We start from the raw sequence: 18,475 nt of genomic DNA, 5'->3' as shown, positions 1-18,475 counted from the left end.
GTTATGAAACCAACCGGATACAAAAAAAGCGTGAATGCTGTTGAATCATTATCCGTATTTGAGGCCTAGCAAACCCGTCCGAAAGATAATGATAACAACAGACATCCACGCTAATTGTGTATATATAACACATCTTTCATCGATATGTTGACATACGACCGTTCACGTGGAATATCTGTTGCCCCCCCTCTACGGACAGAAACTTGCTAGATTTCAAATACGAGGGATAATGCAATAATATTCCTATTTATAAATAAAAAACGCTTCTTACCTGTTTCATCACGCTGGTGAACAGAAAGCGTATGACAAAGATATGCTTTTTTTTCGAAACAAAGTGGAAATACGGAAATAAATACAGGAAGTTTTGTATTGAAAGAGAGGAAGTTCAATATTAGCAAAGAGCCTATAAGAAATATAAACTCGCTACGAAGCGAATGTCGCCCCGTTAAATGAGTAGTTAAATGAGTACTGCACATCCGGTATCTTTCACTAAAGAAGCAGGTATTGTTCTGCTAAAGTAACAGTATTGTTCCGTTAAAGCAGCAGCATTGTTCGGCTAAAGCAGCAGTATTGTTCTGCTAAAGTACCGGTATCTTTACCTTCCCACGGCCGTGGTTACTTCTTTCCACAGCCGTGACGAATTCCTACCACGGCCGTGGGAAGATCTCGTCACGGCCGTGGCGAACTACCAATACCGGTAAGTTAACGTAAGAATAACGGTGTCTTTATGCAACAATACACAGTGGCGAGCATATCTTTACTTGCTTGTTAATGTTTCAAGTCCGCCTTCTTGAATAGAGTATAACAAGAAAGCACATTCTTTATCGCGATAAAGCGCAAATAGTTTGCTTTACAGATACCTTATCCGTACCTTTGAAACCAATAACAAACACTTACTCTCATTAAATATCAAGAGAAGAAAAATGAAGATTACACAAATCAGGGAAAACGGAGATACGGAGGCACTAAGCGTAACAGACATCGACCTGCTGATAGAAAAAATGAAAAAAGAAACTAAGCTCCGCCCGGTAACCGGATTACGTCAGGCCCTGCATTTTGTTCTACCCGATGAGCCTTGTTCCCTCGCCAGCAAACTACCACGAGTGATTCCCGCAGCAGCCTTCGGGCGAGTGAACGGAGTGAAGCGAATGAAAACCTACAATGGCATTGTAGAACTGACCATCGGTCCGCTAGCCGGAAAGACAGAAGTGGAAATCGTGAAGCAAAAGGCTGCCGAACTTCCCCAAACAATGCTGGCTTTTATGGGAGCAAGTGGTAAAAGCGTCAAGATATGGACTTGCTTCACCCGTCCGGACGGCACTTTACCGCAAACAACGGAAGAAGCCGAAGTGTTTCAGGCACATGCTTACCGGCTTGCCATTAAATGTTATCAGCCTCAACTTCCCTTCAACATTCTATTAAAAGAGCCGAAACTGGAACAATTCTCACGTCTTAGTTATGATCCGGACTTGATTTATCGTCCCGCTCCCGTACCTTTCTATCTTTCACAGCCCATCGGTATGCCCGGCGAGATGACTTATCATGAGAAATCGAGCACTGAAGCATCTCCGCTGAATCGAGCACTGCCGGGGTATGACACGGAAGATACGGTAGCATTGCTTTATGAAGCGGCATTGCGGAAAACATTCGAAGAAATGGAAACGGACTGGCATCGAAACGATCATGATTTGCAAACATTAGTAGTCCCGCTTGCCGAAAATTGTTACTACTCCGGCATCCCGGAAGAGGAGGTAACCCGACGAACCATCACGCGTTATTACAAAAGAAAAAATCCGATGCTGGTACGCGAAATGATAAGAAACGTATATAAGGAATGTAAGGGAGTGCCCAAAAGCAGCTGCCTGACTAAAGAGCAACGTCTTAGCCTGCAAATGGATGAATTTATGAACCGTCGTTATGAGTTCCGTTATAATACGCAGATCGGGGAAGTGGAATATCGGGAGCGTTTCTCGTTTCAGTTTTATTTTCATCCTATTGACAAACGGGCACAAAACAGTATCATGCTTGATGCCCAATCCGAAGGTATTGGCGTATGGGACAGGGACATAGACCGATACTTACATTCCAACCGTGTGCCAATCTACAATCCGTTGGAAGAGTTCCTGTTTCATCTGCCTCATTGGGACGGCAAAGACCGTATTCATGCTTTGGCAAACAGGGTTCCTTGCAAAAATCCGCATTGGGAATTACTTTTCCACCGTTGGTTCCTGAATATGGTTTCACATTGGAGAGGGGTAGATAAAATGCACGCGAACAATACGTCACCCATATTAGTGGGCCGCCAGGGAACTCATAAATCAACTTTCTGTCGTGAAATGATTCCACCTGCACTTCGCGCTTACTATACAGACAGTATTGATTTCAGCCAAAAACGGGACGCAGAACTGTATCTGAATCGATTTGCGCTCATCAACATCGATGAGTTTGACCAGATTACCCTGCCACAACAGGGATTTCTGAAACATATTCTTCAAAAGCCTGTGGTCAATCTACGGAAACCGCACGGTCGCTCGGTACTTGAATTGCAGCGGTATGCTTCATTTATCGGTACAAGCAATCAGAAGGATTTGTTGACTGATCCTTCGGGAAGCCGCCGTTTCATTTGTATTGAAGTGACAGGAAACATCGACACTACACAGCCGATAGATTATGAACAGCTTTATGCACAAGCCATACACGAGATTTATCATGGTGAACGATACTGGTTTGACAGTGAAGATGAGCAGATTATGACTGAAAATAACCGTGAGTTTGAGCAAACACCAGCTATGTTGCAATTGTTTTATCAGTATTTCAAGACTGCGCAAACGAAAGAGGAAGGGGAATTTCTTACTCCAGTCGAAATCTTGAATTTTCTGAAGAAAAAAAGCGGTATTTCATTGTCCGATAACAAAGTATATCACTTCGGGAGATTGCTGCAAAAATGCGGCATTCCTTCGAAGCATACTTATAAAGGTACTGTTTATCAGGTTATAAAGGTATTATAAGAGATAAAAGTAAGGCTGACAATAAAAGTCGGGATATTTTATTATCAGCCTATTATCAATGGTTATTGTCAGGTGACAGAGTGCTGATATTCATCTACTTGAGTGTATCCCTGACAGTATGACAATAAAACAGGTACAAATCTTATATGAGTAGTAACATACGAATCATAAGAGCCCCTCTCACATTCCCTGTTTAGAATAAATCCATTGCAAAGCCTGTGACCAATGTTCCGGATAAGCATAGTGCTCGGCTTCCTCCATTATCACAATCTCTTTAGGGGAAGTAATTACGTTATATACAGAAAATGTGGAAGTAGGAGGACATACCATGTCGTTATATCCTAAATAGAAGAAGACCGGGACTTTCAGCTGCTTTGCGAAATTAGCCACATCATAATAAGAAGATACTTCCAATTTCTTCTTTCTGATTTCGACAGCATCGGTGGAATCTCTGAATAAATGCGGCCATCCACCTGCCCGTCCTTTCTCATAGCCGCTCAAATCGCTAAGTGCCGGAAAGAAGCTAACGACTCCTGTCACACGCGGATTAAGAACCGCCGTGACGATGGCCAACGCACCTCCCTGACTACCTCCCTGCACCAAGAGGTTGCTGCCATCAAATTCTTTCATAGAACAAAGATAATCTACCGCACGTACACATCCCATATAGACGCGTTTATAATAAACTTCATCACGATTGTCCCAATTCTGATATTGATATCGATAAAGTCCTCCCTGGCTCAAACTAGCATAAACGGACGGTTCTAATGTTACCGGAATACCATGGATGCCAATCTCCAACGTAATCATACCTTTTTCCGCTTCTACAATCGCACCGGCATATCCCCGTACTCCCGCTCCCGGTACCCGCAATAAAGCAGGATACTTTCCGGGCTTTACCGGCACACAAAGAATACCATATACCCGGCTGTTCAAACGGTAGTTCTGTACATTCCATTCATAAACATTCACCTTCTCGGTACAACGTTCGGGCAGTAAACGCAATTTCACATTCATAGGAATTCGAACATTCTCCTGTTTGGCACTTTCCCAGAAAGTATTGAAATCGTTTGGCAAAACAGCTGTCGGTTTTATCTTCTCAGGTTCAAAGGCAGCCGTAGCCCGTCCTTCAACAGTTCTACCGTCATATTTTGTCCAGACACGACAACGCAAAAAGCCAGGAGTTTTCATGGTTCCGGCATCCAATGTCAGCACACCATTTTCCAAGACAATGGTATCTTTGAGTAATGGATGCATCATATCCTGAGCAACTTCATACCATACAGTCACATTTTCTTGAGGTACACGATTCTTTGTCACCACAACGTTGAATTTCACCTTCTCACCCAGTTCGTACTTCCAATCGACATGATCAGGTACAACATTCACTTTAACCATTCTTTCCTGCAATTGGGCGGACAGAGCCGCCGCCATGCAGAAAGAAATGAATATAAAAAACAGTCTTTTCATAAACTACTATTCAAAACCTTCGCTACAATACAGAAAAGTCCCATACCCCAAATGAGCAATATCAGTACCGGCGTTTTCAGGACGAACCTTTGTTTCTAAGACTTCTTTCACATAAGGCATTCCCAATCCTAAACGTGTCGCATAATGATTGTACACCCGCTCATAGACAGGAGCAAATTTACCACGTCTTGATTCAGGTCTCTGACCACTGGCTACCTCTTTCTTGTCTACTTCGTCTATTTCATACCAATTATACTTCCCGGTGAGTTCCGGCATATACTTGAATGGCACATCATACCCTAAATTATATTTAGCTGTATATTCATAGCCTTTCAGCAAGCGGTTGTCTAACACACCGTAGAGATCAGTACCTTGTTTCCAGGCCGTCTCACAAAGCATGGACATCATACCTAATCCCAACTGTGCATGTGTTTGGTCACGACCACTTTCCTGACATTGTCCAGTTTCTCCATCTATATAATAACGTATAGAACCATTTTCATATCCGTAAAGATAAATATCTATAGCTTTCTTATACATTTCCATATCATCCAATACAATCGCCATGGCCATGTAACAGTTAATGGCAGATGCGCCAAAGTTACCGACTGCCTTATTCTTAGGCTCTGTGATAGAGAAGAAATCATCTAATACGGGAATAAAACACCGCTTAAACATATCACATGCTCCCTGAAAGTCCTCATTCGTCATCCCGGAACCATCAAGATATCGCATAAGTTCAACAGCATAAACTAGTTTTATGCATAAGTTACCCACCATCAATACATGATCCAAACCGGCTTGTCTCGCACTATAGACAGGCTTTTTAAGGCTGGCGGAATAGCCACGTATTATCTCCATTGACTTATCAGCATAGCCTTTTTGTTGTGTAGCAGCAAACATAATGGCATTCTGACAAGCAGCCGCAAAATCGTTTCCAAATTGATTCATGATGTTCGGATGAGAAGCATCTTCACCGGCATAAATTTCATCATAAGGACCATTCATTATATATGTACTTTGAGAGAGTTTATCCGCGCTCAATAATTCATAACCCGCATATTGTGGTTGTATCTGTTGGGTAGCAATCTTACGAAAACGCTCGATGTCTTCTACAGTAAAAACAACTCCCGGGTGTTCAAATTCCGTAGGGTAGGTCACTTCTATGCGAGGCAACGGCCAACTATCTATATCGGTCGTCCCATCTTCTATTTCACTGTTACATGAGCATAGTGAGGTGCAGGCAATCACCATGCCTGCTACCTTTATCTGATTCTTTATATAATCTATCTTCATAATCATTTAACTATAAGGTGAATATAAGTCCATATTATTTCCCAGCCTCAACCTCTGAAAACGTCATCATTTCTTCTACACTCTTAAATGTACGTATCCAGTCTGCCGAGAATGAAGGAATATCGACTTTTAATATCTTGAACATAAAGGCTCTAATCGGAACAACCCCTTCTGTATTGGTAAACTGTGCTAAGGAAGATGCGTCATAATAAACCAGTTGTGTACCATCTGACAATTTCTCAACTTTCATAGCCGGTGCGATATTTACGGTATTTCCCAAGTTAGCAAGATTAAGAGTATATTGTGCACCCGATGGTATATCTGTGCATTTCATGGCAATCACCGGATAATCTTTAAAATTCATATCCATCTGATTAGCTACCGTACTATAGACTCTTTGCATATACACGCGCTTATTATTATCAGCAGTCACGGTCATAACCAGTTTTCCGTCTTTACGCTCCATAGAGCCAATATTACTATTGATAGCCCATCCCTCAAAGTCTGTTGTGGCATCCCATACATAAAAACCTGAGGCTACAGTCAAGTCGATAGTCGATTTATTGCCAGTCTCTATACAAGTGGCAGTAACAGTGGCTGCTCCGAAGCCCATGGCTTTCACTTTTCCTCCTTCCACAGTCAATACCTTCTCATCGCTTGATGTCCATTCCACAGAATTTACAGTAGCTACTTCCGGTGTTAGCGTAAAGTCTAAATCAAGTTGCTGTTTCCAGTAGAGAACATCCGTATGAGGAACAATCTCAACATTCGTCGCAGGTTCATATTTCATCACTTTCAATGAACATTCTCCTCTTACATTACTGCCATCGTGCGTATATGCATAGATAGTCACATCTCCGGCTTTTATCCCCGTCACTACTCCATTCTTATCTACCGTCGCAATATTTTCATTGCTACTTGCCCAAGTCAAATAAGAATAAGTATGGTCAGCAGGCAATATATCATATTTCAACTGTAATTTATCAGTTTCGTAAACTCCTTCCTCAATGTTTGTAAACTGAATCCCGGTAGTCTTGATTACTTCCGGAATCACTGTTACCTCGATAGTCCGTACAGTGGATGCTGTTCCAAATCCTACCGATGGAGTTACGGTAATCATCGTTTTTCCCAACGATTTAGCAGAAATCGTTCCATCTTGTGATACTGTAGCTACCAATTCGTTAGTAGTCGTCCACTTCAACTCTGTATGATCCGCATTTTCGGGAGTAATATGATAGACAATAGTTGTATCTGTTCCCAACTGCACAGGCAGTTCACTACTCACTTCCAATGAAATAGCTGTAATCAACTTGTTCTCGGGCATGTCAGTAGTAAATTCCTTCTCTCCGCAGGAAGCTATTAACAGACATAAGCCAAGTAATACACCAGCCTCCCAATATCCTTTCTTAAACAATGAATATCTGTTTTTCATGTCACTTACAATTATTTGTTTTTATTATTATTCCCATCCGGGATTCTGTTGCAAATTAGGATTCAACTGCAACTGGTCACTCGGCAACGGGAACAGATAGTTCTTTTCTTCCCATTTACGCCCCTTTTCAATAATGATACAACCTTCAGCATTGGTCTCATAAGGACAATTCGCCCACACTTTTTCATACTCCGTACCTTTCCACTGAATTCCTACAATATCCATCGGCATTTCTGTTTCTGCTGTCTTCCAACGTTTCAGGTCATCTAAGCGGAAGCCTTCATTGAATAGTTCAATGGTACGCTCACGGCGGATTTCTGTCCGCATATCCATACCCGCATTTTGGGTAATCAGTTCATTAGTCAATGGAGTCATAGCCGGATTAACACGGAGACGCACCAAATTCAAGGAAATATTCAGGTCAGTATTCGAGATCTTGTCGTCCCGTTCATACACTGCCTCTGCATAATTCAACAAAACTTCAGCATAACGGATTATAGGAAAATCATAACCTTCTTTTTTATCTTCCACCTTACGCTCTGTTGCCCATTTCTGATTGTGATATCCGGTCCCCGTCTTCGGCACAAAATTAGATATATATGGGTTCTTATCCTTTCCATCCCAAGAAGTACGTGGTTTCTGATTGTTCCAAAAGTTATCGTGAGGACGCATCATTGTATAACGCATACGATTGTCACGATCCTGAAATTCATCATCTATTTTCATATACCCTTTGAATTGAGGGTTTGTTTTTCCTCCATAAGTGATGGGAAGTCCATTTTGACAAAGATACATATTGGCGAATTTACGACTAATCCATATTGCATTATATAATGAACTTTGTGTAATATTCCAGTTGATAGGTGCCAATATTTCATCAAAGCGCCGAGCAAATATATATTCTTTATTAGCACTTTTCTGTAATCCGGCAGGATTAGACTTCGCATCCTCCAAGATGAACATATATTTCTGTGCACTGTCACCCAATGCTTCCGGTTTGAACAAACTGAATGTTTTGCTATCGATCACGTCTTTGGCAGCTTTCGCCGCAATATCCAGCAGTTCTTTTCCACGTTCTACGTTACCACGACTTTTTTGCCAGGTACCTTCGTACAACGCCACTCGTGACAAGAATGCCTGACATCCTTCCCGACTTATGCGCCCATACTCTTGTATTTCGGAGAACTTCGGTAACAGAGGAACGGCTTCTTTCAAATCTTTAATGATGAAATCAGCCACTTCACTACGATCATTCTGCTTGACATACATTCGCGCATCAGTTACCTCCATAGGTTCCTTCACCAAAATAGCATTGCCATATAGTTGCAATAAATCGAAATAAGAATAAGCACGAAAGAATTTTGCTTCACCCACATACTGGGCTATGTCACTCGGAGTGGCATATGACTCTGCATTTTTCAATAACAAATTCGTACGGCGGATGTGCGAGTAATTGCTGGTATAGTTAGCATCCGCAGGCTGTACAGCATTGCTTCCATTGCTAAATAAATTACGTTCATCTTTATTGGTAAACAGATCTGAAGTATAATCAGAATGTACCGGTTTTGTCGACTTATATTCCATTGCTCCTGAAAAGTGACGTGTCCAGCCATAGAATTGATTGGCAAATAGCATATAGTCATCCGGTGTGTTCCAGTAGTTCGTTTCCGCCAACTGTTCTTGCGGCTCGAGATCAAGGCAAGAGTGTGTGGACAGTCCCAAGGTTAAAACGACAAACAGATTTTTTATTTTATTTAATCTCATACTATTTAATATTTAAAAGGTCAAGTTTAATCCTACCGTCAGGTTTCTCGTAAAAGGATAGCGGCCAAATGTCTCTACTTTGCGCGACGCTTCCGGATCCCATCCATCCTTGATTTTACTATTCTCCCACAAATCAGCTCCCGATACATAAATACGGGCATAGCTTATGAATTTAGTCTTCGAAAGCACATTTGCCGGAAACGTGTAGCCTAACGTAACATTCTTCAGACGAAGATAAGCACCATCTTCCACTGACCAGGAAGAACAAATATAGTTATACAGATTGATCTGTGTCTGATGTGTGTAAGTGGGATAATGGGCGTTCGGCGTTTCTGCCGACCATACATTACCAACCGACTGATTCGTTGAATTATTATACCAAGACATCATCGGTATCCGCCAATTGTCATTCTTTCCCTTTTGATTATTTTCGCCACCACGCCATACTGTGCGTTTACCGGCTCCTTGGAAAATAACCGAGACATCGAAGCCTTTCCACGATAATCCGGCATTAAAAGAGAAAGACACCTTCGGATCGTCAGTTCCCAAATATACATAGTCAGCTTCTGTCAATTTACCATCTTTATTGACATCTTCATACATATTATCTCCCAAACGCAAGTTACCAGGCATAGCAATATTGTTATCGCCATTGGCATATTGATTAATATATTTATCCAACTGATCTTGCGTTTGTATCTTACCGCAATATTTCAAACCGAACACGGAATTCAACGGATAGCCTTCACGATTTGAAACTACACCGGATTTAATCACAGCGTCACCCCCATTATCTACCAATTTGTTAGTGGTATAGGTGAAAGTCCCCCCCAGATGATAGGAAATTTCTCCTATTTTATCCGACCAGTTAATCGTGCCTTCCCAACCGTTTGCCTTAAAACTACCTCTATTAGCGGTAGGAGCTTTATCCCCCAATGTTCCAGGATAGGTGACATCAATCAACATATTGTTACACTTCTTCCAAAAAAGTTCGGCAGTACCTGTCAGTCGATTATCCAGGAAACCGAAATCCAAACCGATATTGTAGTTCTTGATGACTTCCCATGTACGGTCTGTACTCAACAGCTTACCGTTTGTATCCACATAGGAAAGTAAACCACTCCCCACTAATGCACCTCCATTCTGTTTGAAATCGTATAGCTGCACACCATCGTATCGATCAATACCTCCCTGATTACCCACTGTACCATAAGAAAGACGTAGTTTCAAATCATCGAAAACACCCAGCCCTTTCACAAACTCTTCTTCACTGATACGCCATCCTCCGGATACACCTCCAAAGAAAGCCCAACGATTCTCCGGCTGAAATTTAGAAGAACCGTCATAACGGAAATTTCCTTCAAGCAAGTATTTGGATTTATAGTTATAGTTCAAACGTGCAAAATAAGAAAGCAATGCTTCCTGATATCTGGAAGGTCCTTCATTCTTTGTGTTGCGTAATGTTATCTCTCCTATTCCGTTGATAATATTCAGTGAAGGTAAAATATTCAAAGCCTTAGTTGCAGTATAATCATATTCTTTCATGCTATATTGCGTACCAAGCATCATTCCGAGATTATGACTACCGAATGTCCGCTTCCAGTTCAAATAGAAATTTAACGTATACAGATTGGTTCGTGCAGTTGTTTTAATATAATAAGTATCCTCTTGCCTGGGTTCCACACGCGTTTCCCGTTTTGTACCAGTGTAGTCATAATAATCTACTGTTTGGTTTTTCACGTCCCGAATGGCAGTAGAGGTGTTATACCCCAAAGTGGCTACTGCATCAAAATGCTCGTCAAAACGATATTTAAATGTCTCACTGATATTGATACCGGAAGTGTTGAGTTTGTTGTCTCCTCCCAATTCACAACGCCAGTTGGGCGTAGCCCAGTTACCCCACGCATAAGGTTTCCCATCCATCGTGGAAGAAGGAAAACCCGGTTGTTGCGTTCCGGCTGTCAAAGCTTCTCCAATTTGCGTCGGTGACACTTGATCCTGACGATAATAGAAAATGATAGACTCAAGATCAAAGTTCTTTGTAAGATGGAATGTATTACTCAAACGAAAATTATAACGTTGATTCTTATTGTTACCCCATTTCAAATTACTATCATCATACATATATCGTCCGGAAAGACGGAAGACAGACCTTTCGTTACCACCCGATACGCTCAGTTCATGTGAAGTGGAAGCTGCTGTCCCCCACATGATATCTTGCCAATCGGTATCAAAAAAGACGAAGTCGTATAAACCTTGGAAAGAATCCGGGAAAGGATTACCCGACTGCTCCACATTAATATAATGTCCCTTATTCTGACGAGCCAAAGCTACGTATTGCAGCCATTGATCGTCTGCCAGCTTTTTGTTATCATTCAAACGAGCTTGTTCCATAGCATCACACCACTCATCCAATGTCATCAGTGTAGGCTGCAACCCTACGAATTTAGCAGTTACCGAACCACTATATTCCACCTTTACCTTACCTTCTTTGGCCTTTTTAGTCTGTACCAGAACAACACCTCCGGCAGCTTTACTACCATAGATAGCTGCAGAAGCGTCTTTAAGGAAATTGATGGACTCTATATCACCCGGATTTAATTGGGAAAAATCGTCAGACTCCACACCATCAATAATCACCAACGGAGCTGAATTATTCTTCGAGAATGAACCGCGTAATTTCATATTCCAGCTCTCATCTCCCGGAGCAGCCGAGTTACGGGTTATAATGACTCCCGGCACTTGTCCTTGCAAAGCCTGTGCAGGATTAGAGAGAGCTCCCTTATCCTTTAACATCTTGTCACTAACTACGGTCACCGCACCTGTTAGTGTTTCTTTCTTCTGTGCGCCATATCCTACAACTACCACTTCTTCGAGCACTTCAGTACTCTCCTTCATTGTCACATTTAGTACCGCTTTTACACCTGCATCAATTATTTGGTCTTCGTAACCGATATAACTAAATTTCAATTTAGTACCCGCAGGAACATCTAGCGAATAGTTGCCATCAATGTCGGTAATCGTACCACCCGTTTGTCCGACTACACTCACATTGACGCCGATAAGCGGCTCACCTAACACGTCAATCACTTTTCCTTTAATTTTCTTCAGGGTTTGTGCTACCGACTGCTGTTCACCGACAGCCGCTTGTATCCCAGCAACGGGATACACCACACACACCAAACAAGCAAAGATTGTTATCTTCTTCACCTGCTTTACCATACATAGCATTTTCTTTCGGAGTTTCATGAAATTAAATCTGAGGTTTTTACATTATTATTTTTATTCTCAAGACTCGGCAAGATGTGCAGACATCCCGTCATTTTACTTTTTCTGCTTTTTTTCTTCATAGGCTTCACTTCTATTTATTGATTCAGTTCATATTAAATGCAATTCTTCATATATCGGCGCATGTCACGACGTCCTAAAAATAAATGATAATCTACCGTACGCTGACTAAGATTCAACATATTGGCTATCTCTTCCGTATCTTTTTCTTCATAACGGCTCAACGCATACACCGTACGCCGTTGTACAGGAAAGGCAGCAAGTATCCGTTGTTCTGTCTTACACAAGTCATCGGCAATAATCTTCTCTTCTGTTTCATTAGTAAAAGAAGGGATCATATCATAGATATAATTATTCACTTCTTGTTTTTTGTAGTATCTGCGTAAATAATCGGTTACGATGTTACGGGCAATGGTAAACAAGAAATACTTTACAGTATCCGGACGAAGCATTTGTTTATAATCCAATAAACGTACAAATACATCTTGAGCCAAATCTTCTGCCTCACAACGATGAGTGATGCGATAGGTTATGTAATTGAGAATTATCTGGTGATACTCTTTATAAGAGCAAGTTATGATATCATCAAAAGTATTAGCCATCATTGTTATTTTAAAGTTCTCTATAATATTGAATAAAGGCAGCAAGAGGAATTCCCATTGTCGGATAATTAGGATATGGATGGGGATTTCCGGTCTGTATTCCGTCACGATTCCGGTTGTACCCTTTTTCATTATCAATGGTAATGCCTATGTCAACGACATAGTATCCTTCACTTTCCCTACCATCAAATGTATCAATGATATTTTTTCGCAGTTGCCACATGGCTGCATTCTGCCGTAACGTAAAATCTCCTCTGATATTGTTGAGCGAACCACAGGTTGTACACGGGATCAGAATTATAAATTTACCATCGGGCACAGCTTTGTAATATGACTCTTTCATCTCGGCAATCTTTTTATTCCATTCCCGATAATCGGCCGTCAAACTGTCGCGATAATCATTGAGCCCCAACATCTGTGCAAAGAACTTAGGTGCATCAAGATTCCACATATCCAGATATTTTCTATAATTGAAAGCCCATTTTCTCTCATCAACCTCAACATTCTTCCACTTCTTTTCTGTATAAACCATGTAGCTTCCACGTGCATTATCATACATTAAATCGTTTTTCTTCGGAGCTGCCAAATAACCTGTCTCCTTATCGAATTTAGTTATGCATTGATCGTATCTCCCACAGTTATAGACTATTTCAGTATCTGTCAGTTCACCATTAATCACCTTATAACAGTTTTTCCAAAACTCACAACTCCCCCAATATCTATATTCACCCACAGGTTGCATATATCCATGATATGATGTCATCTCTCCTTTAGGAATCTCGAAGTATTTCTTCACTGTCCATCCACCCCGCCCTTCATCATACTGTCCTTCTTCATTCTTTATATTCCTTAGTCCGACCAGTTTTATACCAGGAATATAATTCTTCGACAGCAACGCGTCCCTGAAAAAAGCTCCGTTGACAAAACTGTCCCCCAGTATCTGAACAGTAACTTCCTGAGTTCCTATTCCTTTTTTCCCTACGCATATAGAAATTGCTTTTTCTTTTATTATTTCAAACTCATCCGAATTGACCAATTCGATTTTCATATTCGATCCATCCACAGGAGTATCGACAGAAGCTACACGATTCAGTTTTCTCGAATAAACACAGTCACCCGAAAATCTCACAAAGTCATTGTAAGGTCTCCATCTTTTAATTAGTGCTTCGACAAAAACATCATTCCTTATATCCGAAAGCATATACAGTTTGCCCGGAATACAAATGTCATTTTTAAAGTTACTTTTCTGTCCCCAAAGCGGATGAAGTGAAAAAAGAAATAGTGGTAATACAATAAATGTTCTTTTAGATAGAATATTCTTCATGGTTCCATCATTTTGCAGTTCATAGTTATTTTTAATCACACTGCAAAAATAGACGAATCCAATCGACACCATTGAGATAATTTGTCCCGATTATTAGGTTAGTTTGTCTCATTATACCCTTTTTAGGGCATTTTCAGTATATAAATGGGAATGGAGAGACTTTTTATTTAGTCTCTCCACTACCATTCGAACGATATTGCGTCGGAGTGAATCCGAACTCTTCTTTAAAGTATTTATTGAAATATTTAATGGAATTGAATCCGACCCTGTCCGAAATCTCCGAAATATTATATGAACTGCCCCGAAGCAACTGGGCAGCTCGTTTCAATCGGACAGAACGAATAAAATCATTCGGTGTCAATCCTGTAATGGACTCAAATTTACGGTATAGCTGACTACGACTCATCCCCAAGTCATCACACAAGTTATTAACCGAGAACTCCGGATTTTCCATATTCTCTTCCACCAACCGTAAGGCTTTCTCCACAAATTCTTCATCTAAAGAAGTAATAGTGATATTCTGAGGAGAGATTTCTATTTCTTTATGAAATATTTCCTTACGCTTTTCCTGCTGTTCTAAAAGCATATTAATACGCGTCAGTAATATGTCATAATTGAAAGGTTTCGATATATAAGAATCAGCACCAGCTTTATAACTTTCTATCCGAGCTTCGTCTGAAATACGTGCCGTGAGCAAGATAATCGGGATATGTGAGGTCTGAATATTGTTTTTAATCCGGACACACATTTCCAGACCATCCACTTTCGGCATCATCATATCGGATATTATCAGGTCCGGCGACTTATGTATGGCAACTTCTTCGCCTTCGGCTCCGTCTCCAGCCTCCAGAATATTAAATTGACCTATCAATTGTTCCACCAAAAAACGACGGAATTCTACATTGTCTTCCACTATCAAAATAGTTTTCCTGTCCGAATATACCACCTTTTCTTCCACATCGGGAGACATAGCCGGAACTTTGGATTCACTGTCGTCTCCTTTCAAGTCGGATGGAATATATATCAAAAATGTTGTTCCTACTCCTATTTTGCTATGCACTTCTATCTTTCCGTTATGCAAAGAGACATATTCTTTGACCATATGCAAACCAATACCGGAACCTGTCACACCAGGAATTGGCTCCGACTGATAAAAGCGGTCAAATATCACATTCAAGTCTTTTTCACTGATTCCACATCCTGTATCGGATATTTCGATTCTTACGAATATCTTTTCATCTTTTTTCTCCGTCGCTACAATCGTTGAGATAAGCCCTCCATCAGGAGTGAATTTAAATGCATTGGAATAAATATTATTCAGAATCCGTTGCATTTTCGTATCATCAAACCAGATATTCATGCCAGGACATTCACTCTCTATCGAAAACTTTATAGATCGATTTGTCGCCAGTTCTTTAAACCCTGAACCAATGTACCGCACAAACTCTACGATGTCAGCCTGATGTAATTTCAGACTTTCACCTCCCATCTCCAGTTTCCGAAAATCAAGCAGTTGATTAATCAACTCCAACAAATTACCGGCATGGTTATAGATTGACTTCAATTTGTCCTTCATTGGATTCTCCGCTTGTTGAATAAGGATACCTAAAGGCGTCATTATCAAAGTAAGCGGAGTACGGAATTCGTGACTGATATTGGTGAAAAAGCGGAACTTCATCTGATTAAGCTCTTCTTTCTGCTGTTCACGTTTCAATGCCTCTTGTTCGAACTGCTTTTTAAGTTTTTTCTTCCTATAAGCTTTTAAAAACAAATAGATGACTCCACCTGCAATCAATATGTAAAATATGTAAGCAGGAACAGTTGCCCAAAAAGGCGGAGAAACGACAATAGTCATTTCTGCGGCCTGTTCTCCCCAACTTCTGTCATTATTGGCTGTGTATACCACTAATTTATATTTCCCCGGATGTAAACCGGTATAGGTAGCCACTCCCAGACCATTGGTCTTTATTTCATTCCAGTCCGGATCAAAATTCTCGAGTTTATACCTATAGTAGGTTTGCAAAGTATTCACATAGTTAAGCCCGGCAAATTCGAAAGTAACAAAGTTCTCATTATACTTCAAATGAATCTCACGAGTATTATTTATCGGATATTCAAGAATAACACGCCCTTTATATTCTGTGTGTTCCTTAACAGGAGAATTGAACAGACGGAATGCAGTGAATATAGGTTTATTGTGGACATGATTATAATAAATCTTTTGAGGTTGAAACGAATTAATGCCATGATGACCGCCAAAATACAGTTCTCCATCACGGGTTTTTAACGATGAATTCTCATAGAACTTTCCTCCCTGCAATCCGTCTTCTGAACTGAAGTTGACTATGAGAAAATCATATCCTTCAGAAGTCTCTTTTAATTCAATTCGTGAGATACCACTTACCGTTGATACCCAATAAATACCGCTATCATCCTCAATGATTGACGATATAGAATTGTTAGCCAATCCGGTCTCTGTAGTTATCGTATGAGCTTTCTTCTTTTGTTCGTCCCATACACGAATTCCAATATCCGTCCCAAACCATTCTAGCGAATGGCTATCTTTGTACACACAATTATAGCTTACCTGAGGCCCCATAAATTTAGGATTATCCGGATCGTCTATTTCAGGAACAAAGATTTTATCTTTATGAGTATCATAGTAGTAAATACCATTTTCCCCAAACACCGCAAAAGTAGAATTGCTGACAGGATAAAAACCATAATCGCGTTTATGAAAGCTAATCTTCGGATGTTTATCCCGCAACAATCGTATTTTTCCCGTTGAGGTGTCTAGCTCACCTACTCCTTCATTACTGACACTGACCCAGTAACGCCCATCCGGATCTTCATAAACTGCTCGGGAGATATTCTGCTCCGGGAATAACTCTGTATTAACTAATTGTTTATTGTAATATCTCACATTTTTTCCATCTATGCAGCAAAATCCATTCAAATACGTTCCAACCCACAATCTCTTTTTACTGTCTCTATAAAGAGTCAGACAAAGATCACCGGACAGAATATCTTTGAATGCCCTGCTGACTTCTCCCGTAGAAGGAGAGTAACGCATCAATCCGTATGCAGTAGTACCAATGAGTATCGTTCCGTCTTCGTCTTCCAACAAACAACGCACCGATTCGTTGGTAATCATTGTTTTATTCTGAACAGTCTGAATTAGCTTGAACTTATACATACTCGGATTATAGTAACAGATACCTTGCCACAAAGTGCCTACCCAAATTCCGTCATTATTATCGGCAAAGATGCACTGTATGTCATTACTTAACACACTGCCGTCACCTAATTTCAATCCGGGCATTGTTTCAATTCTATGTGTAGAGTTTTCAATTTTCCGCAATCCAGACCACGAAGAACCGACCCATGCGTTTCCTTGCTTGTCCAAATCCATACAGGTAAAGAAGTTGGACATACCTTTAATGGTGCTTATCTCTTGCCAACCTTTATCAGTTTTATCACGATAGCAAACAGCCTGATTATACATCAGCCATAGATTCCCATCGGAGGTAGATTGTATTTTTAACCGGTCTGTAGCTTCAGAGATACGTCCTACAAAAAAAGTATCCTGCCCGGTGTAATCTCGCAAGGTTTTGTCCCAACGACGAATCAGCCCGCTCGAATATACGATATAATAAGTATTCTTATATTGAGCTAACTCGTACGGAATACCGTGCCGATATGTAAAGTCACTGTTCCCCTTTTCGATTATCTGTAATTCTCCTGCGGATATATCAAAAAAATAGAATGTATTATCTTCGGTAAGAAACCAATAGTTCTTGCTCTCATCAATAAACAAATTCTTCAATTTTCCACTTACTCCCATCCGGCGTAATTCGGAATCAATATCATAAATAAACTGATTGGTATTCAAATCGAATAATAACAAATATCCCGGAGATTTCATCCATATCCGTCCGTAAGCATCGTGATAATCTTTAAATATTTGATTCCGGTTGAAATCCCATTTATAGATTTTCCGCCTATCGTGATAAAAATGTTCGAATGTAGCACCATTGTAGATGTTTAAAATAGAAGCTGTTCGAATGACCATACGACCATCCGGTGCCATTGTAAAATATCGTATTTGATTATCCGACATCCCATCAACCACATCCCAATGCCGAAACATATATTGTGAGTATACCTTAAAAATGCTTAGCAGGAGAACGAGTGTGATAATGCTTGTACGCTTTGTATTTTTCATAAGCCAGCCTAATTTGCCAGACAAAAATAGAGATTAAACATCAATACAACAAGGGTATACATTATA

Annotated in this window: 9 protein-coding genes; 1 reads left to right on the top strand and 8 read right to left on the bottom strand. The window is 40.5% G+C overall.

The features are described 5' to 3' along the window. The first annotated feature begins 923 nt into the window (after nt 1–923). Nucleotides 924–3,008 carry a BT4734/BF3469 family protein gene (locus tag KSX81_RS15150; protein ID WP_032845420.1) on the top strand — a complete coding sequence of 695 codons (2,085 nt, stop codon included), beginning with the start codon at nt 924–926 and terminating at the stop codon, nt 3,006–3,008. A 180-nt stretch (nt 3,009–3,188) separates the two neighbouring features. Here the strand turns inward: KSX81_RS15150 and KSX81_RS15145 are convergent, their stop codons facing one another. The 8 genes from KSX81_RS15145 to KSX81_RS15110 all read right to left on the bottom strand — a co-directional run bounded on the left by KSX81_RS15145 (nt 3,189) and on the right by KSX81_RS15110 (nt 18,409). Continuing rightward, nucleotides 3,189–4,442, bottom strand: coding sequence for an acetylxylan esterase (locus KSX81_RS15145; RefSeq protein ID WP_004299805.1), 1,254 nt, complete (start codon nt 4,440–4,442; stop codon nt 3,189–3,191). 42 nt (nt 4,443–4,484) lie between these two features. Next, entirely contained in the window at nt 4,485–5,774 is a 1,290-nt protein-coding gene (locus tag KSX81_RS15140) for an alginate lyase family protein (RefSeq protein ID WP_004305013.1), read from the bottom strand. Nucleotides 5,775–5,808: 34 nt separating this feature from the next. After that, nucleotides 5,809–7,206, bottom strand: coding sequence for an Ig-like domain-containing protein (locus tag KSX81_RS15135; RefSeq protein WP_115483791.1), 1,398 nt, complete (start codon nt 7,204–7,206; stop codon nt 5,809–5,811). A 27-nt stretch (nt 7,207–7,233) separates the two neighbouring features. Then, nucleotides 7,234–8,970 (bottom strand): RagB/SusD family nutrient uptake outer membrane protein, encoded by a 1,737-nt coding sequence (locus KSX81_RS15130; protein WP_004324609.1) that lies wholly within the window; start codon nt 8,968–8,970, stop codon nt 7,234–7,236. 12 nt (nt 8,971–8,982) lie between these two features. Then, nucleotides 8,983–12,219 carry a SusC/RagA family TonB-linked outer membrane protein gene (locus KSX81_RS15125; RefSeq protein WP_217725412.1) on the bottom strand — a complete coding sequence of 1,079 codons (3,237 nt, stop codon included), beginning with the start codon at nt 12,217–12,219 and terminating at the stop codon, nt 8,983–8,985. Between the two features lie 134 nt (nt 12,220–12,353). Further along, nucleotides 12,354–12,869: a sigma-70 family RNA polymerase sigma factor gene (locus tag KSX81_RS15120; RefSeq protein WP_369746308.1), complete on the bottom strand. Its 516-nt coding sequence runs from the start codon at nt 12,867–12,869 to the stop codon at nt 12,354–12,356. Between the two features lies 1 nt (nt 12,870). Continuing rightward, nucleotides 12,871–14,184: a hypothetical protein gene (locus KSX81_RS15115; RefSeq protein WP_229036790.1), complete on the bottom strand. Its 1,314-nt coding sequence runs from the start codon at nt 14,182–14,184 to the stop codon at nt 12,871–12,873. Between the two features lie 163 nt (nt 14,185–14,347). Further along, a complete protein-coding gene (locus tag KSX81_RS15110) occupies nt 14,348–18,409 on the bottom strand; it encodes a two-component regulator propeller domain-containing protein (protein ID WP_217725413.1) in 4,062 nt (1,353 codons plus the stop codon). Nucleotides 18,410–18,475: the final 66 nt, after the last annotated feature.

Source organism: Bacteroides sp. MSK.18.37, from assembly GCF_019129155.2.
Lineage (GTDB): Bacteria > Bacteroidota > Bacteroidia > Bacteroidales > Bacteroidaceae > Bacteroides > Bacteroides ovatus.
This window is presented reverse-complemented; position numbering and strand designations above follow the sequence as displayed.

Excerpts from the sequence above, each read along its gene's own strand:
- KSX81_RS15110 (WP_217725413.1), bottom strand. The coding sequence starts at position 18,409 with ATGAAAAATACAAAGCGTACAAGCATTATCACACTCGTTCTCCTGCTA.
- KSX81_RS15125 (WP_217725412.1), bottom strand. The coding sequence starts at position 12,219 with ATGAAACTCCGAAAGAAAATGCTATGTATGGTAAAGCAGGTGAAGAAG.
- KSX81_RS15150 (WP_032845420.1), top strand. The coding sequence starts at position 924 with ATGAAGATTACACAAATCAGGGAAAACGGAGATACGGAGGCACTAAGC.
- KSX81_RS15115 (WP_229036790.1), bottom strand. The coding sequence starts at position 14,184 with ATGAAGAATATTCTATCTAAAAGAACATTTATTGTATTACCACTATTT.
- KSX81_RS15130 (WP_004324609.1), bottom strand. The coding sequence starts at position 8,970 with ATGAGATTAAATAAAATAAAAAATCTGTTTGTCGTTTTAACCTTGGGA.
- KSX81_RS15140 (WP_004305013.1), bottom strand. The coding sequence starts at position 5,774 with ATGAAGATAGATTATATAAAGAATCAGATAAAGGTAGCAGGCATGGTG.
- KSX81_RS15145 (WP_004299805.1), bottom strand. The coding sequence starts at position 4,442 with ATGGCGGCGGCTCTGTCCGCCCAATTGCAGGAAAGAATGGTTAAAGTG.
- KSX81_RS15135 (WP_115483791.1), bottom strand. The coding sequence starts at position 7,206 with ATGAAAAACAGATATTCATTGTTTAAGAAAGGATATTGGGAGGCTGGT.